Origin of the sequence: Rhodococcus shunpengi, assembly GCF_048381395.1 — a bacterium.
Lineage (GTDB): Bacteria > Actinomycetota > Actinomycetes > Mycobacteriales > Mycobacteriaceae > Rhodococcus.
On record NZ_JBLWIU010000008.1, the window covers coordinates 453,917 to 474,823 of the forward strand.

Sequence of the window (20,907 nt, forward strand, 5' to 3'; positions counted from 1 at the left end):
CGTCCGCGTGGCGCGCTCGTCCGCCAGAACTGTCGCAGGCTTTCTCGTTGAATGAGAAGAGTCGATCCTGCGAGCCGTCATCGCTCCCACACTCGTGGAACACATCGTGTCCCACGCGCGCGGGACGGCGACGACCACGCTGAGGAGAACCCTATGGCCTTGCTCGACGAAGCCCTGTGGACGGGAAAGATCCATCTCGACGGCTGGCGCCCCGGCAACGGTGGCACCACGAAGGTCACCAACCCCTCGACCGGGGAACAGATCGCCGAGATCGGCCTGGCCGACCCCGAGGACGTCTACGCCGCCGCCCGCGCTGCCGCCGCCGCGCAGAAGTCCTGGGCCGCCACCGCGCCGTCCGAGCGTGCGGAGATCCTCCGTCGCGCCGGTGAGAAGTTCCGCGAACACGCCGACGAACTCATCGGCTGGGGTCTCCGCGAGGCCGGATCAATCCCGGACAAGGCCGCCATGGAGGTGTTCGGTTCCGCCACCGAGTGCTTCGAGGCGTCGGCGCTGCCCACCCATCCGCACGGTGAGTACCTGCCGTCGGACAACGGTCACTGGTCCATCGCGCGCCGACTGCCCGCCGGCGTCGTCTCGGTGATCGCGCCGTTCAACTTCCCGTTGCTGCTCGCGATGCGCTCGGTCGCCCCGGCCCTCGCCCTCGGCAATGCGGTGCTGCTCAAGCCGGATCCGCGTACCACCGTCATCGGTGGTGTCGTCGTGGCCCGGATCTTCGAGGAGGCCGGACTGCCCGCCGGTGTGCTGCAGGTGCTGCCCGGTGGTGGTGACGTCGGCGCCGCGACCGTCGATGCTCCCGAGGTGCGGGTGGTGTCGTTCACCGGATCCACCGCCGCCGGACGCCACGTCGGCAAGGCCGGCGCGGAGCATCTCAAGCGCACCCACCTCGAACTCGGCGGCAACAACGCGATGATCGTGCTCCCCGGCGCCGACGTCGATCTCGCTGCCGGTGTCGGCGCGATGGGATCGTTCTTCCACCAGGGCCAGATCTGCATGACCACCGGCCGGCACCTGGTGCACGAGTCCGTCTACGACGACTACGTGCGCGCCCTCGTCGCGAAGGCGGATGCGCTCGTCGTCGGCGATCCCGCGGGCGGCCCGGTGCACCTGGGCCCGATCATCGACGAGCGTCAGCTGGCGAACATCGACACGATCGTGCAGGAGACCGTGGCCGCAGGCGGCACTCTCGCCGCCGGCGGCACGCACGAGGGGTTGTTCTACCGGCCCACCGTCCTGACCGATCTGACCACCGAGATGCCCGCCTGGGGCCAGGAGATCTTCGGTCCCGTCGCTCCGGTGCTGAAGTTCTCCGACGCCGACGAGGCCGTCGAGCTGGCCAATGCGTCCGAGTACGGCCTGTCGGTGAGCATCGTCGGCGATGTGGGACAGGCGATGAAGATCGCCGACCGGATCCACTCGGGCAAGATCCACATCAACGAGATGACCGTCGCCGACGAGGCCAACGCTCCCTTCGGCGGGGTCGGAGCATCCGGTACCGGTTCCCGCTTCGGCGGTCCGGCCGCGAACATCGAGGCGTTCACCGAGACCCAGTGGGTCACGGTACGTCCCGACATCGCGCCCTACCCGTTCTGACGTAGGTCGCGAATCGGCCGGGCGAGCGTGTGCTCGCCCGGCCGTTCTCGTATGCCTGACAAGGCTATTCGGCGAAAGTGAGTCCGCGGGCGGCTCGTTCCTCCACCGCCGCAGCCGTCTCCTCCGCGATCAGGTCGGCGTTCACCGCCGCCCCGGTCATCACGCCGGCGCCTGCAGCGACCACGACCACCGCGGAGAGGTCGGCGGAGTTGCCCGCCGCCCACACGCCGGGCAGAGCGGTCTTCCCCGTCGGATCGGTCTCGATGAGGGTGCCCACGGGATGGTCGGTGACCGCTCCGCCGAGCTGCTCGTACAGATCGGCGCGGGCGACGAAACGCGGTGCGACCACCACGGCGTCGACCTCGATCTCGGTGCCGTCCTCGAGCACCACGGCACGGACCTCCTCGCCGTCCGCTCGCAGTTCCGCGACGGCGCCGTCGACGATCCGCACGTCGCGTGCCTCGAGCTGGTCGCGGGCCTCGGCTTCCAGGGCGGGCGCCGAGTGGGTGAAGAAGGTGACGTCGTCGCTGAGCTGACGGAACAACAGGGTCTGGTGCACGCTCATCGGCCCCGAGGAGATCACGCCGATGCGCCGGTCCCGAACCTCCCAGCCGTGGCAGTACGGGCAGTGCAGGACACTCTTGCCCCACAGTTCGCGGACTCCGGGCAGGTCGGGCAGCTCGTCGACCAGTCCCGTCGCGAGGATGAGCCGACGTGCCTGCACAGTGGTGCCGCCGGAGAGACCGATCTCGAATCCCGTGTCGCTGCGACGAGCGGATTCTGCTCGTGCGGACAGGATCTCGGCGCCGTATCCGGCGGCCTCCTTCCGGCCGAGAGCCAGAAGTTCGGTCGGCGCGATGCCTTCGTGTCCGATCACGTTGTGCGCGGCCACCGCTGGGGCGTTGCGCGGTTCACCGGCGTCGACGACGAGCACCGAGCGGCGCGAGCGTGCCAGCGCGGTGGCGGCACTCAGTCCGGCCGAGCCGCCGCCGATCACGACGACGTCGTAACCGTCCTGTGTGGGGTTCTCCTGGGTGTTCATCGGTTCTCCTCCTTGATTGCCTGTGCGATCCACACGGTTCGAGACCCACGCACCACCAGATCTGCCCGGTGCAGCACCGAATCGGGACCGTCGCCGACGAGTCGATCGAGCGTGTCGAGATCCTCGTCGGACACGGCGTTGCCGAGGCCGGTCCGCATCCGGTTCAGCACCGCGTGGGCGTATCGACGTGCGGTGTCGTCGACGTCGGCACCGAGTTCGTCGCGGCGCATCTCGACCATCTCGAAGCCTGCGCGACGCAGAGTGTCGCTCCAGTCGGGCCACCTGTTCCACCCTCGGGACGCCGCGGCCTCGTGGCATCTCGCTTCGAGTCCCGGCGTACCGATACCGATGTCGTCGGGCAGGAATCGTGGTTGCGACTCCATCTCGGTGACGACCACCGTCCCCCCGGGTGCCATCGCCTCGGCGAGTTGCCGGAGCGTCGCATCCGGATCCTCGATGTGGTGTAGGGACAGTGCCGCCCAGGCGAGGTCGATCGCGCCGACGGCCGGAAGTCCTGCATCGAGGTCGACCTCGACGGTCCGGATCCGATCACCGAACCCGTTGTGCTCGGCGGTCTTCCGGATTCGCTCGAGCATCCCGGCGGACCGGTCGAGAGCGACGAGCTGCGCGTGGGGGAAGCGGCGCGCCAGGGCGAGGGTGCCCGTTCCTGTGCCGGCGCCGATGTCGACGACGGTGCGCGGTTCGCGCTCGAGCTGTCCGGCGACCCGGTCGAGCAACGACTCGAAGTAGGGCCGGTTCATCGCGGCGTCGAGGTCGAGCACCTCGGCCATCGACTCGTCGTGAGCGTGGTCGTGCGGTGCGTGGTGGGCGTGGTGGTGCATGACTCCACGTTAGGACGCGTCATCCAGTTTCGGCATACACTCTTGCCTATGGAGCAAGAAACGTCCGATCTGGACCAACTCATCCGCCAGCGCATCCGCAGCCTGCGGCTCGCGCGGGGGTGGACCCTCGACGCTCTCGCAGCCCGGTGCCACATCAGCCCGTCGAACCTGAGCCGCATCGAGACGGGCCGTCGCAGGATCGCACTCGACCAGCTCGTCCCCATCGCGCGGGCACTCGACACCACGATCGACCAGCTCGTCGAATCCGGCGAGGACCAGGACGTGGTGATCAGACCTCAGCCCTGCGACACCCCGGGGTACACGACCTGGCTGTTGTCGCGGGAACGATCACTGGGCGGCGTCACCATCGCCAAGATGCGGATCACGAAGCAGGAGCCGGTGCCGGCCGACACACTCCCCGTGCACCCGGGGCACGAATGGTTCACCGTCCTGACCGGCACTGCCCGGCTCCAACTCGGCGAGCGGACGATCCTCATCCAGGAGGGCAACGCCGCCGAGTTCTCGACGATGACGCCACACGCCATCAGCGCGCACGACGGACCGGTGGAGATCCTCACGATCCTCGATCAGAACGGGGAGCGTGCGCACCTGCGCAACCCCGCATCGCACTGAAAGGACCGGGTTCGCCCGTCAGGCGTACAGGCGATCGACGAACGCCCCGAGATTCTCGCGGACGCGTTCGGCCTTCTCCTCCGGCTCGAGATCCTCGCGGTACCGGCTGCCCAGTGCGGGCTTCTTCTTGCCGCGCGCATACAGCGAGCACTGCAGGTCGATGCACATGTACGTTCCGACCGCGTTGCCCGCTCGACCCGCATCGCCGACCTTGTTCGCCGTCATCAGCGCGATGCCACCCCGGGTGTGGGTGGTGAGGCAGATCGTGCACATCTGCGTCTTGCCCGAGCCCTGCTGTTCGAACCGCATGGCGACACCCACGAGTTCGCCGTCGCGGGGGACGACGATGTAGCCGCGTCCGGGGAACGACGGATCGGTCCAGCCGAGGAAGTCGAGTTCGTCCCACGGCCGGTCGTCGAGATCGCGCGGCACCGGAAGCCGCTTCGCATCACCCTTGGAGCAATTGACGAAGGATGTTCGAATGTCCCGTTCGGTGAGCGGGTCCATGGCCGGGACCACCTTTCGTTCGCGTATATACCGACCCGAGGACGGTACGCGCACCGCTCACACCGGACAAACGATTTTCGCGGCCCTCACGCCGACGAACGCGGCGCGCCGATACCCGGATCGATCGTCACCGGACCGGATGCGGTGGGCGCGACCGGGAAGTCGAAGATCGCCGTCGGAAGATACACCGTGGCACACGAATTCGGTATGTCCACGACACCCGACAAGCGCCCCTCGATGGGCGCGGCCCCGAGTAGGAGATACGCCTGCTCGGGGCTGTAGCCGAATTTCGTCAGGTAGTCGATGGCGTGCAGACACGCTCGCTGGTACGCCAATTGCGAATCCAGATACCGCTGTTCGCCGTCGAGCGTCACGGACGTGCCGGAAAACGCGAGCCACTCGGAGTACTGCGGGTCGGTGTTGCCCGGCATGAAGATGGCGTTCTCGCTCACCCCGTAGGTCTCCATGCCACCGGGGATCAGGTCGACGCGCAGGTCGATGAACCCGCCCATCTCGATGGCACCGCAGAAGGTGATCTCGCCGTCACCCTGCGAGAAGTGCAGGTCGCCGACCGACAGATTCGCACCGTCGACGAAGACCGGATAGAAGATCCGGCTTCCCTTCGTGAGGTTCTTGATGTCCTGGTTGCCGCCGTTCTCCCGCGGTGGAGCGGTGCGTGCCGCTTCGGCCGCGGCCCGGTCGAAATCGGCGCCCGACAGGCTGCCGAGAATCGCTCCGTTCGGCTCGGGTGGCAGCGCCAGTGCCGGCTCACGGTCGGGATCCGTCGCGATCAGCGCCGCTTCCCGGGTGTTCCACGTCGACAGCAGTTCGTGCGACGGCGCCGTCCCCATCAGGCCGGGGTGCACGATGCCGGTGAACGACACGTGGGGCACGTGGCGGCTCGTCGCCTTCTGCCCGGAGAAATCCCAGACCGCCTTGTAGGCGTCGGGGAACTGATCCGTGAGGAATCCTCCGCCATTCGTCTTCGCAAAGATGCCGGTGTACCCCCAACCCTGCCCGGCGAGCGGACCCGAGTCCTCCTGCGGGATCGGACCGAGGTCGAGGATGTCGACGATCAGCAGGTCGCCGGGCTTGGCACCCTCCACCGCGAACGGTCCCGACAACGCGTGCACGATGTGCAGCGGGGCATTGCGGATGTCGTCGGCGGAGTCGTCGTTGTGGATCTCGCCGTCGAACCATTCGCGGCAGTGCACGCGGAAGGAGTCCCCCGGTTTCAGCGTCGCGACGGGCGGGATGTCCGGATGCCAGCGGTTGTGGCCGATCTTCTCCTGATCGGTGAACCGGCGGGTCGAATCGAGGGGGAACACGACGTCGGGCACGGGACCTCCTGCAGCGGTGACGGATCAGGGTCGGGGTAACGATCGGTGCCGGGGATCGGTGGTGACCGGCCGCGACGGACGTCTCGGCGCACCCGGCAGGGCGCCCGAGACGACGTCGGGTTCGGACGCGGTCCGTGCCGTGGCGTCGTGCAGGCGCATCGCCGACGAACCGCCCCGGCCGAGACGGGGCGCGGTGAGCGAACGACGAGCCTGCCGAGCGCACTGCGGGCACGGCGTCGACGAGGAGACCTCGCTCATCGGAAGGGAGACGTCGAACGGCCCGCAGTCGGCGCATCGGAACTCGTACAGCGGCATCGGCATCGCCTTTCGCCCGTCGGTGCACCGACCATAACGGACCGAACGGAAACCCGCGCGTCTACTCCGAATGTTCCTGTTGTCCGGAACTGTTCGGTGACACCCCTATTCGGTGACACGCTCTCGCTTCGTCAGCACCAGCGGTTCACCCTCGGTGATCGCGATCGTGTGTTCGCTGTGCGCGGTGCGCGAACCGTCGGCGGAGCGGATGGTCCAGCCGTCGGGGTCGTAGACGATCTTGTCCGTCCCCGCCGCGAACCACGGTTCGAGGGCGAGCGTGAGGCCGGGACGCAGCACGAGCCCGCGACCCTTGCGTCCGGCGTTCGCCACATGCGGATCCTCGTGCATGGTGCGACCGAGACCATGACCACCGAATTCGGTGTTGACGGGATAGCCATACTCGGCCGCGACGGCACCGATCGCCGCGGAGATGTCGCCCAGGCGGTTGCCGGGGAGCGCGGCGGCGATACCCGCGGCCAGCGCCACCTCGGTCGCCTCGACGAGACGTCGGTCCTCGGGACGCTCCGCGCCGACGATGATGCTGCGCGCCGAATCAGCGACCCAGCCGTCGATCGAGACGGCGATGTCCATGCTGAGCAGGTCGCCGTCCCGGAGCACGTAGTCGTGCGGGAGCCCGTGCAGCACTGCGTCGTTGACGGACAGGCAGATGACATTGCGGAACGGTCCACTTCCGAACGACGGTGCGTAGTCCCAGTAGCACGAGACCGCGCCGCGTTCCTCGATCATGTCCCGTGCGCGTTGTTCGAGGTCGAGCAGGTTCACGCCGGGTCGGGCGCGGCCCGTCAGGTCGTCGAGCAACTCGGCGATGAACGTGCCGGTCACGTCCATTGCCGCGATCTCACCGGGGGTCTTCAGTTCCAACACGGGTGTACTCCTCAGGATCACAAGACGGTATTTAAATACCACCCTAACGCGACGGTCGGTATTTTCATACCGACGCGGTTAGACTGCGGGTCATGGTGCGACTCCCCCTGACCCCGGAACAGCTGGCCGCCGGCAAACGCCTGGGCGGGCGGCTGCGCGAAGCCCGAGGCAGCAGGACGCTCACCGAGGTGGCCCGGGCCGCCGACATCTCACCGGAGACCCTTCGGAAGATCGAGACCGGACGACTGGCGACGCCGGCCTTCGCGACGATCGCCGCCCTCGCACGGGTGCTGCCCGTCTCCCTGGACGATCTCGCCGAACTGACCCTTTCCTGCACCGACCTGCGGCGCACCGGTTAGCCCCGACCCGCGTGACGTAACAGCGGGAGACATCGGCAGCGATATCAGGAGGCACACCACCGCGACAGCGAAGGGACCCGTATGTCCATGCAGCCTCCGCCGGACGGATACGGCTACGGCTACGGCGCTCCCCCGCCACCCTGGCCTACCCCGACCCCGCCGCGACGACCGAAGTGGCCGTGGCTGGTGGGCGGTGCCCTGCTCGTCGCCGTCGTCGCCGCGGTCGCCGCTCTGGTCGTCGTCCTGACCCGCTCGTCCGATCCGGGATCGGAGGGCGCTGTCGCCGCGAGTCCGTCCCCGTCGACCGTGACGGTCACCGTGTCGCCGTCCGCGGCCCCGCCGACGGAGACGGATCCGCCCGCCCCGCGAACACAGGCGAGCCGGTCCGCCCCGAGCGGCTTCCCGACCAACGGCACCCTGAAGGTCGGGGTGGACATCGCTCCCGGTGAATACGCGCTACGCCCGACGGATTCGCTCGGGGGTTACTGGGAGCGGCTGTCGTGCCTGACCGGCGACTTCGAGTGCATCACGGCAAACAGCATCGTGCAGGGCAACAGCTACGTCACCGTGCTTCCGGGCGACGTGGCCCTGCGGATCGAGGACCTCGAACTCACGGCGACCGGCAATCCCGCACCCGCGCCCGGACCCGCACGTCCGCTACCGCCCGTGTCCGCCTCCGAGGACACCGACCCCCAGGGTTTCGTCGGCATCCCCGAGGCACGGTGCAACCACACGAATCCCGCCGTCGCCATCGGGCAGACAGCCGACTCGCTCGTCGTGGTGTGCGAGACCGGCGCCGGGCGGTACTACTACAAGGGCGTCCGTACGAACGACGGGGCAGCGATCGAGATCGACGATCCCGTGCCCTCGGGCGACGGTTTCACCGCCACGAACGCCGGTGTGCAGTACAGCATCTCGTCGAGTGCTCTCGTCATCTCCGAGGGGTCGACGGTGCTCGCCGAGGAGCCGATGCTGCAGTACTGGTCGCGGTGATCAGCAGTACCGGTGATCACCGGGGTCGCGAGACCGCCTGCCCCGCGCCGCTCCGCCACACCCCGTGCACCCCGCTCGGTCCGATGCCCCGATCGAGGGCGAGCAGCAGGACGGCGCATCCGATTCCCGACAACACCAGGCTGGTGCCGAACAGCGCGGGATAGCCGAAGACGTCTCCGACCACACCGGCGGTGAATCCCGCGATGCCCTGCACGACGACGATCGCGCACGCGAGCAGGGTGTAGTCGCTGCCGGCGTGGTCCCTGTCCGCGGCGTCCATCATGAGCGTGAACACCGCGACCGTCGCGGCACCACCGAGGACATGTTCGGCCAGGCTCGCGGAGACGATGAGCCCGAACCCGCCGTAGCCGAGCGACGCGACGACGTACAGCGCGAGGCTCGCCGTCTGGGTGACGCCGCCGATCAGCAGGGCCTGCCGGCGACCGCGACGGAAGCACAGCCACCCACCGAGTGCGGCGCCGCCGAGGGCGCCTGCCGAGGACAGCACTCCCTTGACCAGCGCGATCTGCCCGAGGGTGAGTCCGGAGTCGGACATGAACGGTCCCACCATCGCCGAACCCATCGAGTCGCCGAACTTGAAGCCGCCGATGAGCAGGATGAACGCGAGCATGCCGGGGCGGCGCAGCCGCGCCCACCACGCGACCGTCATGCGGGTCGCGCCTCTCGGTTCCCGATCCGGCGTGGCCGGTCGCTTTGTGCGCGGCAGTCGCCACACCGGGATCGTCGTCAGCACCAGCAGGAACGCCATCGCGAGAAACAGGCTGCGCCAACCCGCGAGGGAGAAGACCCACAGCAGTGCTCCCCCGCCGACGATCATCCCGATGCGGTACGCGCCGACCTGGATGCCGTTCCCCAACCCGCGTTGTTTCGGTCCGAGCAGTTGCACGGCCAGACCGTCGGTCGCGACGTCCTGCGTGGCCGAGAGGGCGTTGACCACCGCGATGCCGACGAGCAGCCACCGCAGCGTCGACGACAGGTCGAGGCACGCCAGGATCAACGACACCGCCGACGCCGCGAGCTGGAGCGAGAGCAGCCACTGCCGCCGCGTCCCGTAGTGGTCGACGTACGGCGCCCACAGGAACTTCAGCGCCCACGGCGCGAAGAGCACACCCGTCGCGCTGATCGCGATCAACGAGAAGCCGGACTCGCGGAGCACCACCGGAAGCGCCTGCGTGAAGAACCCGTACGGCAGACCCTGCGCGAAGTACAGGGCGGCCAGCAGCGCGAGCGTGCCGGTCGGGATGCCGAGCCGGGCCGGTGCAGTCATGCGGACATGGTGTCAGAACGGTGTGCCCGTGGATCTCGACAAGTCCTGATCGCGCCGTCGCCGATCACCCGAGGTGCAGCTCACGTCGCGGCCGATGGGAGGATGGTGCCCGTGCCGATGCCCTCACCGTTGCCCGTCAGGAACGGGGTCGGGCCCACGCGACTGCGTGTTCCGACCTCCGGTCCGTGGTCGACGGTCGCCGAGTACGTCGTCGCGCGTTTCGACCATCTCGACGCCGACGATCTCTACCGTCGCTTCGACGCCGGCGAGATCGTGGGGATCGACGGAGAACCCATCGGTCGCGGCACCGAACTCGGAGCGCACCGGTTCGTCTGGTACTACCGCGATCTGCCCGTCGAGGAACCGGTGCCGTTCCACGAGGAGATCCTGCATATCGACGACGACCTCGTCGTGGTCGACAAACCGCATTTCCTGCCCACCACCCCGGGTGGGCGCTACCTGCGCGAATCGGCACTGGTCCGACTGCGGACCCGCCTCGACAACCCGGACCTGACACCGATCCACCGGCTCGACCGGGCGACCGCCGGGCTCGTGATGTTCTCGGCCCGGCCGGAGACGCGCGGCGCCTACCAGTCCCTGTTCGAGAAGCGTCGGGTCACCAAGGTGTACGAGGCGGTGTCCGCACTGCCGGCGGAATGGGATCCGGGAGCGCCGGAGATCGCCGGACGTCCGGTCCCCGTGCTGTACCGCAACCACATAGAGGCGCGGCGCGGTGAGTTGCGCGTCGTCGTCGACGACACCCGCGAACCCAACTCGGAGACGCTGATCGAGGTGCTCGGATCCGGGATGAGCAGGTCCGGACGGGCCGTCCTGCACACCCTGCTGCGCCCGCACACGGGTCGGATGCATCAGCTGCGAGTACATCTGGCGGCGCTCGGTATCGGGATCCTCGGCGACCACTGGTATCCCGTGCTGCTGCCCGAGACACCGGACGACCATTCGCTCCCCCTCCAATTGCTCGCGCGCGAACTCGAATTCGTCGACCCCTTGTCAGGGATCGAGCGTCACTTTTCCACCCGGCGCAGCCTGGCCGAAGCACCGACCACGCAGGACTGAGGGCGCCCGAACGGATCCTGCTCGATCCTCCGAAAACTCCGACATGCCCGGCTTCACGAAATACGCTGGTAGGCATGACCAAGGTCGTCGACGGTTACCTCCGGTCGCCACTGTCGGGCATCGCACCGTGGATCCTCATGTCCGTCCTGTCGGCCCCGGGACGGTTCGAGGAAGCGGTGTGTTTCGCTCTCGGCCTCGTCCTGCTGACGATGTGGGTGGGCGCGCGACGCGGCATCAAGATACACGCCCTCGACACGTTCGGTGCGGCGTTCTTCGCCGTCCTGGCGGCGGTGGGCCTCATCGCGTCGGACGGTGTCATCGACTGGATGGAGATCTGGGCGGGTGAACTCACCAACATCGCACTCGCGGTGTTCGTCGTCGCCACCCTGATCGCGCGCAGACCGTTCACACTCCCCTACGCGAAAGAGGACACGCCCCAGGAATACTGGACGTCTCCCCTGTTCATGAAGATCAATTACGTGATCTCCGCGGTCTGGGCCGGTGCGTTCACCTTCTCCGCCATCGTCGGATTCATCGGCGACGCCGTGATGCGCGACCCGGGCAACTTCTGGACCGGTTGGGTGCTCCAGCTCGCGGCGATCTTCTTCGCGGTCTCCTTCACCGAGTTCTATCCGGACTACGCCGGTGCGAAGTTCGCGGCGTCGCAGGGCGAGTCCGAACCCGCCCCGTCGCTCCTGAAGCTGATCGACTGGTTGCCGACGTTCGTGCTGGTCGCGGGGATCTTCGGGTGGGTCACCGACTCGATACCGGACGCGGTCGGGATCGGCATGATCGTCGTCGGCATCATCGGCAGCGCCGTGATCGGCAGACTCTCACCGAAGATCGAGAAGGCCTCCACGTGACGCGGTGCCCTGGCGCCCAGGGGTGCGGATCAGGCCCGATCGATTCGGATCAGCGATGAGCGTTATCGGTCTCGATGTCGGTGGCGGTGCGTACCGTCGGCCCGATGGCAGCGAACAGGACCCGAGTGTCTCGCGTCGTGATGATGTGCGGCCCGGCCGGTGCCGGTAAGACCACCTATGCCAAGCGCCTGGAGCGCGAGGGTTGGACGCGTCTGTCGTACGAGGTGGAGTTCTGGGATCGCGGGATCACGACCATGCCCTCCGCCGACGTGGTGGCCGAGGTATCAGCAGACCTGAAGGCGCGCTTGCTGCGCCATGTGGCAGCCGGGAACGATGTCGTGCTCGACTTCGGATTCTGGTTCCGGCGACAACGTGACGAGTTCCGCGCACTGCTCGCACCGCAGGGCATCGTGCCGGAGACCGTGTACATCGCGACGGAGCTCGAGACCATCCTGAGCCGGGTCGGCGACCGGCACGGGAGGTGGGCGGACGATTGGCCGCTGACCGAGCGGACGGCGACGGAGTACTTCGAGCGGTTCGAGCCGCCGACGCCCGAGGAAGGACCGCTCGAAGTAGTCCGCTAGGCCGTGACCTGCGCCGAAGGACGCTCTGTCGCTTCCTCACCCACCGCATGTCGCATGCCCACCGCGTAGAGCACGAGTCCCACGACGATCCACGTGGCGAGGGTCGACAGCGCGACGAATCCGCCGGCACCGTCGAAGTATGCCGCGGAGCGCACGAGGGTTCCGGCAGCACCCGGGGGAAGGATCTGACCGAAGGTACCGAGTCCGGACGGCAGCCATGCCGACGTCGTCGCGATACCGGCCAGCGGATTGCCGAGGAACATCATGGCCATCGCACCGATGGTGAACCCTTTGGCGCCGAAGGCCTTCTGGAGTCCGGCCAACGGGAGTGCAAGGGCGGCGATACCGAGGGCCATGGATCCCGCGACCGGCCAGAAGGTCGATTCGATGCTTCCGAACGCGAAGGTGAGGATGGACGCGACGACGATGCCACCGACGGCAGCGAAGACGAGCAGGCCGGTCAGGTACCAGCCGTCGCTGCGCGGCAGGATCTTCCGGAATGCGACGACCGGGACGATGCCACCGAAGACGAGCGGGAAGGCGAGACCACCGATGCCGATACCGGTGGGGTCGGATTCCGGCAACGGAACGACGTCCTCGACGGTCACGTCGGCCCCGAGTGCTCCGCCGACCGCCTGCGAGGTTCCGGCGAGCGAACCGGAGATGGCGGTCGAGCCCGCGCCGGCGACCAGCGTGCGGACGCCCGACTCGTCGACGACGAACCCTCCGATGACGTCGCGGTCGTGGATGGCGTCGCGCAGTTCCTGCTCGGAGGCGAATCGCTGCGAGGTGTAGGCGTCGGGGGCGGCCGTCGCGAGCGACGTCTCGAATTCTTCTGCCGCTGCAGAGGTTCCGACGATGCCGACCTGCAGGTCGTGCGGTCCGCTCTTCAGTGACGGCATGATGAAGACCAAGAGCATGAGCACGAGGATCACCCCGAGCCCGCACGTCATTCCCAGCACCGTCAGCGCGGGATGCGGCTTGCGCGCGGTGGAGTCACCCGCGTCGGGAACTGTCGTCGTAGCGGCGTCTGCCATCGCGTCTTCCTTGTCCGAACCATCGCTAAGTGGATGATTTTCCTCCACTTCTATCGGAGAATAATCCTCCGGTTAGGATGGACATGTCAAGCGAAGTTCCTCACAGCCCACTCCGGAAGGAAGGCAACCGATGCGTGCCGATGCCGCGAAGCGTCGTCAGCTGATCGTCCAGGAGGCGCGCCGGCTGTTCGCCGTCCACGGCAGCGACGTCGCGCTCGAGGCGGTCGCGGAGGCCGCCGGAGTCGGCATCGCTACCCTCTACCGGAACTTCGAGTCCCGGGCCGCGCTGGCCGACGAGGTCGCGCTGACGATCCTCGCCGACATGCGCGCAGCGGGCACCGAGGCCCTGGAGCGCGTCGGCTGCTCACCCGAGGACGCCTGGGTGGGCTACGTGCAACGGCTGGTCGAACTCGACCTGGGTGCACTCTCGGCCACCCTCGCCGAATTCGTGACCGACGAGATCTCCGAATCGGTGCGCGACGCCCAGGCGCAGACGCTCGCCGGGGTCGAGGAGCTGCTCGACGCGGTGCGATCCGCCGGCATCGTGCGCCCCGACCTCGACGCGCTGGAACTGGTCCTGGCGATCGGCCTGATCACCCGTCCCTTACCCGACGCGATCCGTGCGGTGACCCCGGATCTCGTTCCACGATTGGTGTCGATCGTTCTGGCGGGCATGCGACCGTCGTGAGCCGCGCGCACACCGACGACCCTGCGTATCCGCGGGCGTAGGATCGCAATCAGCCGGTGTCGGCGGCGCTCGATCGCGGGAGCGAACATGGGCAGGTCGGCGGTCCTGGACCACGCGCGGGCAGCGTACCGCGCGCGCGAGTGGCCGCGTGCCCTGGACGGATTCCGCAGCGCCGACACACTCGCCGTCCTGTCCGCGGACGACCTCGATCTGTTCGCCCGAGCCGCGTACCTCGCTGGTCACGACGACGCCAGCGTCGCACTGTACGAGCGCGCCTTCGCCGCACATCTCGAAGCCGGCGAAACCGAGAGCGCGGGTATCAGCGCCTTCTGGTTGTGCTTCCTGTTGATGGGACGCGGTGAAGTAGCACGGGCCGGAGGTTGGCTGGAGCGAGCCCGACAGTCGGGTGTCCCGGACCGACCGGACTGCGCGACCAGCGGCTTCCTGATGATCCCCGGAGCAGTACAGCAGATGTACGCGAACCGGCCGACCGAGGCACTGCCGATCTTCACCGCAGCTCAGCGCATCGGACGGGCCTGTCACGACGCCGACCTTCTCGCTCTCGGTTCGCTGGGCATCGGACAGTGCCGAGTCCTGCTCGGCGACGTCGACGGCGGGCTGCGGACACTCGACGAGGTACTCGTCGCTGTCGGATTGGGCGAGGTCTCGCCCGTCGTCTCCGGACTGGTGTACTGCGCTGTCATCGAGACCTGTTACGGCACATATCATCTGCAACGGGCGAAGGAGTGGACTCAGGCCCTCGGCCGCTGGTGCGACGATCAGTCCGGACTCGTGCCCTTCCGGGGACAGTGCCTGGTCCATCGCGCCCAGATGCTGCAACTCGAGGGCGACTGGTCGCAGGCGATGGACCTCGCCCGCCTCGCACTGCAGCGGCTGTCGGATCCGCCCGGTCAACCCGCGATGGGAATGGCCCTGTACGAGCAGGGCGAACTGCATCGTCTACGCGGTGAGTTCGCCGAGGCGGAAGCCGCCTACAGGTCAGCGGGCATGTACGGGCAGGAGGTGCAGCCGGGTCTTGCTCTGCTGCGTCTGAGGCAGGGCGACACCACCGCAGCGGTCGCCGGAATCCTCCGGGGTCTCGGCGAAGCCTCGAATCTCGACCGGCCGCGGATGCTCGCCGCCCACACGGAGATCGCGCTCGCCACCGGAGATGTGGCCGCGGCCCGGCGCAGCACCGACGAACTCGAGGCGCTGACCCGGACGCAGGACGCCCCTGCACTGGCAGCGATGGCCGACCACGCGCAGGGCTCGGTCCTGCTCGCCGAAGGTGACCCCTGCGGCGCCCTCGAACGGCTGCGGCGATCCGGCAGGCGCTGGCGTGACCTCGGTGCACCCTACGAACGTGCCCGGGTACGAGTGCTGCAGGGTCGATGCTGCGCCGCACTCGGCGACGACGATGACGCCCGGCTCGAATTCGACTCGGCAGCATCGGTTTTCCATGATCTGCACGCGTTGCCGGATCTGCGTGAGCTCCGCGGTCCCGAACTCGCCGACGCACCGAACGGGCTGACGCCCCGGGAGGTCCAGGTGCTGCGCGCCGTTGCCACGGGCAAGACGAATCGAGCCATCGCCCACGAGTTCGTCATCAGCGAGAAGACGGTGGCTCGGCACCTGAGCAACATATTCACCAAGCTCGAGGTGTCCTCACGAGCGGCGGCGACGGCCTACGCGTACGAGCATCGCCTGCTCTGACTGGGTAGAACTGCCCATACGCTGCCACCTTCGATTGCACACTCCTCCCGACGCGGCCGAGGGGCGGCAGTGCCTAACGTCGTCGGTGTAGTTCCCTCACCTCGGGGAGTCGTCATGACCGTCCACAGCGCACCCCAACAGATCGACACCGTCGTCGTCGGCGCAGGTCAGGCAGGCCTGTCCGCCGGTTACCATCTGGCCCGCCGTGACCGTCCGTTCCTCATCGTCGACACGTACAGACGCATCGGCGACAACTGGCGCTGCCATTGGGACTCGTTACGCCTGTACAGTCCCGCCGGCTACGACGGACTGCCCGGCATGTCGTTCCCGGGCGACCCGCACCGCTCCCCCACCAAGGACGAGCTCGCCGACTACCTCGAGTCCTACGCCTCCCGATTCGATCTGCCCGTACTCGGTAACACCCGGGTGCGCCGACTCTCCCACGACGGTGACCGGTTCGCCCTCGACTGCGGCGACACGCGGATCGAGGCGAACAACGTCATCGTGGCCACGGGCACGTTCGGTCGAACCCCACGCGTCCCCGACTTCGCTTCCGAACTGGATCCCGAAATCGTGCAGTTGCATTCGAGTGAATATCACGATCCGTCGCAGTTGCGTGACGGTCCGGTACTCGTGGTGGGGGCCTCTCATTCCGGCAGTGAGATCGCCTACGAGCTGGCGGCGTCCCATCCGACGATTCTGTGCGGACGCGACACCGGGCAGTTGCCGGTGCGTGTGGACAGTCCCGCGATGCGCGTGTTGTTCCCGGTCCTGTGGTTCGTGTGGGGACATGTGCTGTCCGTGCGTACCCCGATGGGACGACGTGCTCGCGAGGACGAACGGCGTCACGGCGCGCCGCTGCTGCGAATCCGCCGACGGGAGCTGGCCGCGCGCGGCGTCACCCGGATCACCGAGCGGGTGACCGGCGTGGCCGAACTCCGCCCCGCACTGTCCGACGGCCGGATTCTCGACGTGACGAATATTGTGTGGTGCACCGGATTCCGCCAGTACTACGACTGGATCGACCTACCGGTGCTCGACACGGATGGCTGGCCGCGCGAGGAACACGGCGTGGTTCCCTCGGTGCCCGGCTTGTACTTCACCGGTCTGTGCTTCCAGTCGTCGTTCCGGTCGATGCTCGTCGGCGGGGCCGGCGCGGACGCGGAGTACGTCGTCCGTCACCTCGTCGCACGCGGCGCACCCACGTCCACCGGAACGGATCCGGATCGGCACAGGACGCGCTACACGACGAAGCGGAGATCCACCGCGTCGCCGTCGGCTACGACGTAGTCCTCGGCCATCGAGTCGGCCGACGTCAGAGCGCCCGTTCGAGTCCAACCTGGGTGCAGCCGTAGCCGAGCCGCGCCCCGAACATCCGAGCCCGCTCGTCGGACGCGTCCACGGCGATCTGCGCGAGCGTGGCACCCCGGTTCCGGCCGTGATCGTGGGCCCACTCGAGCATGGCTGTGCCGATGCCGCGGGAACGTTCGGACGAGGCGACCCGGATTCCTTCGACGAGCAGGCGGGTGGCACCGCCACGGAACAGACCCGGCACGATCGTCAACTGCATCGTGCCGACGATCCGGCCGACCTCGTCGCGCACCACCGCGAGGTAGTGCGAGGGGTCGCGGGCGACGGCGTCGTAGGCCTCTTCGTATCGGGCGAGTTCCGCACCCTCGCAGGGGGTCTGCTCGTCGTCGGAGAGCAATGCGACGATCGCCGGTACGTCGGATCGACCGGCACGTTGAACCCGATAGCTACTGTCGCCCAACCGGATCTGCCCGCCGACCGATTCGCGGGCGCGGGCCTGCAACCGGGCGATGAGCAGGTCCAGCCAGCCACCGACGTGCCGCCGAGCCTCGACGGTATCGGGATAGCGGCACCGCAGGTGCAGACCCGAGTCGTCGAGGATGAACCACAGCATCACCCCGTCGGTGCGGATGGTCGCGCCGACGTACTGCGCCTCGAGGCCGGTGGCGTCGACCCGGACGGGAAGCCTGCGCAGGTCCAGCCAGGAGATCGCGAACATGCCCGGGACCTCCGGCATACCGCCCCACGGGCGCAGGATGTCCTCGAGGGGCCAGGATCCGAGCCGGACCGCCTCCTTGACGGCGTCCGCGGCCGCGCGAGGTTCGGGGACGGACGATTCGAGCACCGAATTGGTGATGAACCAGCCGACGGAGTCGTGCCAGGTGGCGTCGTACCGGCTGTGCACCGGGAACACCGCCCGCAACGGGACTCCGGCCAGTTCGAGGGTCACCTCGGTCATGGCCGCGACCACCAGCGCGAGGGTGGACACCCTGTCGTCCTTGGCCTGGGAGGAGAAGGCGGCGCTGTCGTCGACGTCGAGCACGTCGCGCACCTCCACGCGTTCGCGTTGGAGACTCGCCACTCCGAGGGAGAGCGGGAAGCGCGGCATCACGTCACCGCTGGCGGCGAGCACCTCGGCCCAGCGCTCGTGGACTTCGGCGGGTGCGGCCGGACGGTCCTGCAGTGCCCGGGTGTGTTCCGCGAAGGCCGGTGTCGGCGACAGGGACGGTTCCCGTCCCGCGCGCACGGCGGCGAGGGCAGCGAGCAGGTCGCGGGCCATCACCAGCATCGACCACATGTCGACGTGCGAGTGATCGGCGGCGACCACGACGGTCGGTTCCGTGGCGGTCTCGAGCACGCATAGTCGGTGCGACGGCCGATTGTAGGGCGAACATGCGCTGTCGAGGACGTCCCGGAGGGCGTCGTTGACGGCCTGACCGGGACCGATCGGATGTTCGACCCAGCCGCCCGGGCGGATCTCGGCCTCGTGCAGGCGCGGCTCACCGTCGTCGCCGTGGGTGAACACCGAGCGCAGGGTGCCGTGCCGCGCGATCACCGCCAGCCACGCGGCCGCGAGGTCGTCGAGCGAGACCGGCTCGAACAGACGGAAGGACAGAGCCATCCAGGAGCCGGGACGATCGCCTGCGCCGACGTGCCGCCGCTGGTCGAACGACACGGGAAGCGCCCGGCCGAGCCCCGCGACGGTGACGTCGTAACCGAGCAGTCGGCCGAACGGCAGGCGCAGGTGCGCCACATTTGTCAGCCGCATGCCGGGTATCCTAGGCGCCTTCTCCAGCAACTGCTTTCCGACATCGGGAGACGACGTGCCGACCTTCAGTGTGCCGGGGGCCGAACTCGACGTGGAGCTGAGCGACGAGGGTGGGCACCCGATCGTCCAGCTCCACGGCCTGACCTCGAGCCGCCACCGCGACCGTCTCATGGACCTCGACCTGGGCCGCGGTCTCAGCGGCACTCGACTGTTGCGCTACGACGCGCGGGGGCACGGCCACTCGACGGGGCGTGCGGTGCCGGAGGACTACCGCTGGCCGGTGCTCGCCGACGACCTGCTGCGGCTGCTCGATCACTACTTTCCCGGAGAGCGGGTGCACGGGGTCGGGCCGTCGATGGGCACCGGGACCCTGTTGCACGCGGCGGTGAAGGATCCGGAGCGGTTCAGCAGCCTCACGCTGTTGGTGCCGGCGACCGCCTGGGCCACCCGCGCCGCGAAGGCCGCCGAGTACCGGGCCGCCGCCGATCTCATCGAGCAGCAGGGACTGGCGGCGTTCCTCATGCGCGATCTGAATGCACCACGTCCACCGGCCACCGTCGACGCGCCGGAGACCGCCCCCGACGTCACCGAGGACCTGCTGCCGTCGCTGTTCCGGGGCGCCGCGCTGAGCGACCTGCCCGATCCGGAGGCCGTGTCCGGCATCGACGTTCCGGTGACGGTGCTGGCGTGGATCGACGATCCCGCGCACCCGGTGTCCACGGCGGAAGCCCTGGTGGGTCTGCTCCCCCACGCGAAGCTGGAGATCGCGTACACCCCGGCCGATCTCGCGCAGTGGCCGAGCATTCTCTGCGAGGACGTCGCCCGGCACGGTTGATTCCGTCGGCATATCGATTTCGGTGTTCCCGACCTCGATATACGGGGTCGAGAACACCGAAATGCGGATGACTACGGAGGAACGCCTCGATGGCGTTCGTCAGACGTTGAAGCGGAACTCCACCACGTCGCCGTCGGCCATGACGTAGTCCTTGCCCTCCATGCGGACCTTGCCCTTGGCCTTCGCCTCGGCCATCGAACCGGCCGCGTCGAGGTCGACGAAGGAGACGATCTCGGCCTTGATGAAGCCGCGCTCGAAGTCGGTGTGGATCACGCCGGCCGCCTTGGGAGCGGTGTCACCCTTGCGGATGGTCCAGGCACGCGATTCCTTCGGACCCGCCGTCAGGTAGGTCTGCAGACCGAGGGTGTGGAAACCGGCGCGTGCGAGCTGCTTCAGACCGGCCTCGGTCTGGCCGATGGACTCGAGCAGCTCCATCGCCTCGTCCTCGTCGAGCTCGAGGAGCTCGGACTCGACCTTGGCGTCGAGGAAGACGGCGTCTGCCGGTGCGACGGCCTTGCGCAGCTCCTCCTTGCGCTCCTCGTTGGTGAGGACGGCCTCGTCGGCGTTGAAGACGTACAGGAACGGCTTGGCGGTGAGCAGGTGCAGGTCGCGCAGCAGCTCGCCCTTCACCTCGGCCTGGGCGGAGAAGATGGTGCGGCCGTCCTCGAGGATCGCCTGCGCCTTCTTCGTCTCCTCCAGCTGAGCGACGAGTTCCTTGTTCTTCCGGGACTCCTTCTCGAGCCGCGGCAGTGCCCGCTCGATCGTCTCCAGGTCGGCGAGGATCAGCTCGGTCGCGATGACCTCGATGTCGGCCATCGGGTCGACCTTGCCCTCGACGTGGACCACGTCGGGATCGTCGAACACTCGCACGACCTGGCAGATGGCGTCGGCCTCGCGGATGTTGGCGAGGAACTTGTTGCCCATGCCCTCACCGGCGGAGGCGCCCTTGACGATGCCGGCGATGTCGACGAACGACACCGTGGCCGGAAGGATGCGCTCGGAACCGAAGATCTCGGCGAGCCGGTTCAGCCGCGGATCGGGCAGTTCGACGACGCCGACATTGGGCTCGATGGTGGCGAACGGATAGTTCGCTGCCAGCACATCGTTCTTGGTCAGCGCATTGAACAGCGTCGACTTGCCGACGTTGGGAAGACCGACGATTCCGAGGGTAAGGCTCACGGAATCGGTATTCTACGCGGCCGCCCGCCGCTCATTT

21 protein-coding genes are annotated in these 20,907 nt (G+C 68.1%); 11 read left to right on the top strand and 10 right to left on the bottom strand.

Annotated elements, in window-relative coordinates; all coding sequences use genetic code 11:
• The first annotated feature begins 153 nt into the window (after positions 1–153).
• Positions 154–1,611, top strand: a complete 1,458-nt coding sequence (locus tag ACNJ7K_RS02950) for a benzaldehyde dehydrogenase (protein WP_159418943.1) — start codon at positions 154–156, stop codon at positions 1,609–1,611.
• A 64-nt stretch (positions 1,612–1,675) separates the two neighbouring features.
• Here ACNJ7K_RS02950 and ACNJ7K_RS02955 read toward each other — a convergent pair whose 3' ends face one another.
• Both ACNJ7K_RS02955 and ACNJ7K_RS02960 read right to left on the bottom strand, forming a co-directional pair.
• A complete protein-coding gene (locus ACNJ7K_RS02955; RefSeq protein WP_159418944.1) occupies positions 1,676–2,653 on the bottom strand; it encodes an NAD(P)/FAD-dependent oxidoreductase in 978 nt (325 codons plus the stop codon).
• Positions 2,650–3,495: a class I SAM-dependent methyltransferase gene (locus ACNJ7K_RS02960; RefSeq protein ID WP_159418945.1), complete on the bottom strand. Its 846-nt coding sequence runs from the start codon at positions 3,493–3,495 to the stop codon at positions 2,650–2,652. Before ACNJ7K_RS02960 ends, ACNJ7K_RS02955 begins: the two co-directional genes overlap by 4 nt.
• Before the next feature lie 48 nt (positions 3,496–3,543).
• On the opposite strand from ACNJ7K_RS02960, the gene ACNJ7K_RS02965 reads away from it, so the two are divergent.
• A complete protein-coding gene (locus tag ACNJ7K_RS02965; protein WP_159418946.1) occupies positions 3,544–4,128 on the top strand; it encodes a helix-turn-helix domain-containing protein in 585 nt (194 codons plus the stop codon).
• An 18-nt stretch (positions 4,129–4,146) separates the two neighbouring features.
• Here the strand turns inward: ACNJ7K_RS02965 and ACNJ7K_RS02970 are convergent, their stop codons facing one another.
• From ACNJ7K_RS02970 to map, 4 genes are all read right to left on the bottom strand, one after another.
• The gene (locus ACNJ7K_RS02970) at positions 4,147–4,635 is read right to left on the bottom strand and encodes an FBP domain-containing protein (RefSeq protein ID WP_006550660.1); all 489 of its coding nucleotides are present in this window, start codon (positions 4,633–4,635) and stop codon (positions 4,147–4,149) included.
• A gap of 86 nt (positions 4,636–4,721) precedes the next feature.
• Positions 4,722–5,975 (bottom strand): formamidase, encoded by a 1,254-nt coding sequence (fmdA, locus tag ACNJ7K_RS02975; protein WP_192378731.1) that lies wholly within the window; start codon positions 5,973–5,975, stop codon positions 4,722–4,724.
• A gap of 24 nt (positions 5,976–5,999) precedes the next feature.
• Complete coding sequence (locus tag ACNJ7K_RS02980; RefSeq protein WP_174247076.1) at positions 6,000–6,290, bottom strand: FmdB family zinc ribbon protein; 291 nt, start codon at positions 6,288–6,290, stop codon at positions 6,000–6,002.
• A 105-nt stretch (positions 6,291–6,395) separates the two neighbouring features.
• Positions 6,396–7,175, bottom strand: coding sequence for a type I methionyl aminopeptidase (gene map / locus ACNJ7K_RS02985; protein ID WP_159418949.1), 780 nt, complete (start codon positions 7,173–7,175; stop codon positions 6,396–6,398).
• 92 nt (positions 7,176–7,267) lie between these two features.
• On the opposite strand from map, the gene ACNJ7K_RS02990 reads away from it, so the two are divergent.
• Together ACNJ7K_RS02990 and ACNJ7K_RS02995 are read left to right on the top strand one after the other, a co-directional pair.
• Positions 7,268–7,534, top strand: a complete 267-nt coding sequence (locus ACNJ7K_RS02990; RefSeq protein ID WP_487041170.1) for a helix-turn-helix domain-containing protein — start codon at positions 7,268–7,270, stop codon at positions 7,532–7,534.
• A gap of 81 nt (positions 7,535–7,615) precedes the next feature.
• Positions 7,616–8,527 (top strand): Rv1352/Rv1906c domain-containing protein, encoded by a 912-nt coding sequence (locus ACNJ7K_RS02995; protein WP_487041171.1) that lies wholly within the window; start codon positions 7,616–7,618, stop codon positions 8,525–8,527.
• A 16-nt stretch (positions 8,528–8,543) separates the two neighbouring features.
• On the opposite strand, the gene ACNJ7K_RS03000 is transcribed toward ACNJ7K_RS02995, so the two are convergent.
• The gene (locus ACNJ7K_RS03000; RefSeq protein WP_159418951.1) at positions 8,544–9,815 is read right to left on the bottom strand and encodes an MFS transporter; all 1,272 of its coding nucleotides are present in this window, start codon (positions 9,813–9,815) and stop codon (positions 8,544–8,546) included.
• A gap of 102 nt (positions 9,816–9,917) precedes the next feature.
• On the opposite strand from ACNJ7K_RS03000, the gene ACNJ7K_RS03005 reads away from it, so the two are divergent.
• From ACNJ7K_RS03005 to ACNJ7K_RS03015, 3 genes are all read left to right on the top strand, one after another.
• A complete protein-coding gene (locus ACNJ7K_RS03005; RefSeq protein ID WP_159418952.1) occupies positions 9,918–10,892 on the top strand; it encodes a pseudouridine synthase in 975 nt (324 codons plus the stop codon).
• 74 nt (positions 10,893–10,966) lie between these two features.
• A complete protein-coding gene (locus tag ACNJ7K_RS03010) occupies positions 10,967–11,755 on the top strand; it encodes an MFS transporter (protein WP_159418953.1) in 789 nt (262 codons plus the stop codon).
• A gap of 104 nt (positions 11,756–11,859) precedes the next feature.
• A complete protein-coding gene (locus ACNJ7K_RS03015; RefSeq protein ID WP_225623737.1) occupies positions 11,860–12,339 on the top strand; it encodes a P-loop nucleotide/nucleoside kinase family protein in 480 nt (159 codons plus the stop codon).
• Here ACNJ7K_RS03015 and ACNJ7K_RS03020 read toward each other — a convergent pair.
• The gene (locus ACNJ7K_RS03020) at positions 12,336–13,376 is read right to left on the bottom strand and encodes an ABC transporter permease (protein ID WP_159418954.1); all 1,041 of its coding nucleotides are present in this window, start codon (positions 13,374–13,376) and stop codon (positions 12,336–12,338) included. The two genes, ACNJ7K_RS03015 and ACNJ7K_RS03020, sit on opposite strands and share 4 nt — an antisense overlap.
• A 130-nt stretch (positions 13,377–13,506) precedes the next feature.
• On the opposite strand from ACNJ7K_RS03020, the gene ACNJ7K_RS03025 reads away from it, so the two are divergent.
• From ACNJ7K_RS03025 to ACNJ7K_RS03035, 3 genes are all read left to right on the top strand, one after another.
• On the top strand, positions 13,507–14,064 hold the full coding sequence (locus ACNJ7K_RS03025) for a TetR/AcrR family transcriptional regulator (RefSeq protein WP_159418955.1): 558 nt from the start codon (positions 13,507–13,509) through the stop codon (positions 14,062–14,064).
• A gap of 87 nt (positions 14,065–14,151) precedes the next feature.
• On the top strand, positions 14,152–15,777 hold the full coding sequence (locus tag ACNJ7K_RS03030) for a LuxR family transcriptional regulator (protein ID WP_159418956.1): 1,626 nt from the start codon (positions 14,152–14,154) through the stop codon (positions 15,775–15,777).
• Between the two features lie 114 nt (positions 15,778–15,891).
• Positions 15,892–17,067: a flavin-containing monooxygenase gene (locus ACNJ7K_RS03035; RefSeq protein WP_159418957.1), complete on the top strand. Its 1,176-nt coding sequence runs from the start codon at positions 15,892–15,894 to the stop codon at positions 17,065–17,067.
• Between the two features lie 25 nt (positions 17,068–17,092).
• On the opposite strand, the gene ACNJ7K_RS03040 is transcribed toward ACNJ7K_RS03035, so the two are convergent.
• Complete coding sequence (locus tag ACNJ7K_RS03040; RefSeq protein WP_159418958.1) at positions 17,093–18,856, bottom strand: GNAT family N-acetyltransferase; 1,764 nt, start codon at positions 18,854–18,856, stop codon at positions 17,093–17,095.
• Between the two features lie 55 nt (positions 18,857–18,911).
• Here ACNJ7K_RS03040 and ACNJ7K_RS03045 point away from each other — a divergent pair, with 55 nt between their 5' ends.
• The gene (locus ACNJ7K_RS03045; RefSeq protein ID WP_159418959.1) at positions 18,912–19,691 is read left to right on the top strand and encodes an alpha/beta fold hydrolase; all 780 of its coding nucleotides are present in this window, start codon (positions 18,912–18,914) and stop codon (positions 19,689–19,691) included.
• A gap of 99 nt (positions 19,692–19,790) precedes the next feature.
• On the opposite strand, the gene ychF is transcribed toward ACNJ7K_RS03045, so the two are convergent.
• Entirely contained in the window at positions 19,791–20,870 is a 1,080-nt protein-coding gene (gene ychF / locus ACNJ7K_RS03050; RefSeq protein WP_159418960.1) for a redox-regulated ATPase YchF, read from the bottom strand.
• Positions 20,871–20,907: the final 37 nt, after the last annotated feature.

Coding starts and splice junctions, on each gene's coding strand:
- ACNJ7K_RS02950 (WP_159418943.1), top strand. CDS start 154: ATGGCCTTGCTCGACGAAGCCCTGTGGACGGGAAAGATCCATCTCGAC.
- ACNJ7K_RS02955 (WP_159418944.1), bottom strand. CDS start 2,653: ATGAACACCCAGGAGAACCCCACACAGGACGGTTACGACGTCGTCGTG.
- ACNJ7K_RS02960 (WP_159418945.1), bottom strand. CDS start 3,495: ATGCACCACCACGCCCACCACGCACCGCACGACCACGCTCACGACGAG.
- ACNJ7K_RS02965 (WP_159418946.1), top strand. CDS start 3,544: ATGGAGCAAGAAACGTCCGATCTGGACCAACTCATCCGCCAGCGCATC.
- ACNJ7K_RS02970 (WP_006550660.1), bottom strand. CDS start 4,635: ATGGACCCGCTCACCGAACGGGACATTCGAACATCCTTCGTCAATTGC.
- ACNJ7K_RS02980 (WP_174247076.1), bottom strand. CDS start 6,290: ATGCCGCTGTACGAGTTCCGATGCGCCGACTGCGGGCCGTTCGACGTC.
- ACNJ7K_RS02990 (WP_487041170.1), top strand. CDS start 7,268: ATGGTGCGACTCCCCCTGACCCCGGAACAGCTGGCCGCCGGCAAACGC.
- ACNJ7K_RS02995 (WP_487041171.1), top strand. CDS start 7,616: ATGTCCATGCAGCCTCCGCCGGACGGATACGGCTACGGCTACGGCGCT.
- ACNJ7K_RS03000 (WP_159418951.1), bottom strand. CDS start 9,815: ATGACTGCACCGGCCCGGCTCGGCATCCCGACCGGCACGCTCGCGCTG.
- ACNJ7K_RS03005 (WP_159418952.1), top strand. CDS start 9,918: ATGGTGCCCGTGCCGATGCCCTCACCGTTGCCCGTCAGGAACGGGGTC.
- ACNJ7K_RS03010 (WP_159418953.1), top strand. CDS start 10,967: ATGACCAAGGTCGTCGACGGTTACCTCCGGTCGCCACTGTCGGGCATC.
- ACNJ7K_RS03015 (WP_225623737.1), top strand. CDS start 11,860: ATGGCAGCGAACAGGACCCGAGTGTCTCGCGTCGTGATGATGTGCGGC.
- ACNJ7K_RS03020 (WP_159418954.1), bottom strand. CDS start 13,376: ATGGCAGACGCCGCTACGACGACAGTTCCCGACGCGGGTGACTCCACC.
- ACNJ7K_RS03025 (WP_159418955.1), top strand. CDS start 13,507: ATGCGTGCCGATGCCGCGAAGCGTCGTCAGCTGATCGTCCAGGAGGCG.
- ACNJ7K_RS03030 (WP_159418956.1), top strand. CDS start 14,152: ATGGGCAGGTCGGCGGTCCTGGACCACGCGCGGGCAGCGTACCGCGCG.
- ACNJ7K_RS03035 (WP_159418957.1), top strand. CDS start 15,892: ATGACCGTCCACAGCGCACCCCAACAGATCGACACCGTCGTCGTCGGC.
- ACNJ7K_RS03040 (WP_159418958.1), bottom strand. CDS start 18,856: ATGCGGCTGACAAATGTGGCGCACCTGCGCCTGCCGTTCGGCCGACTG.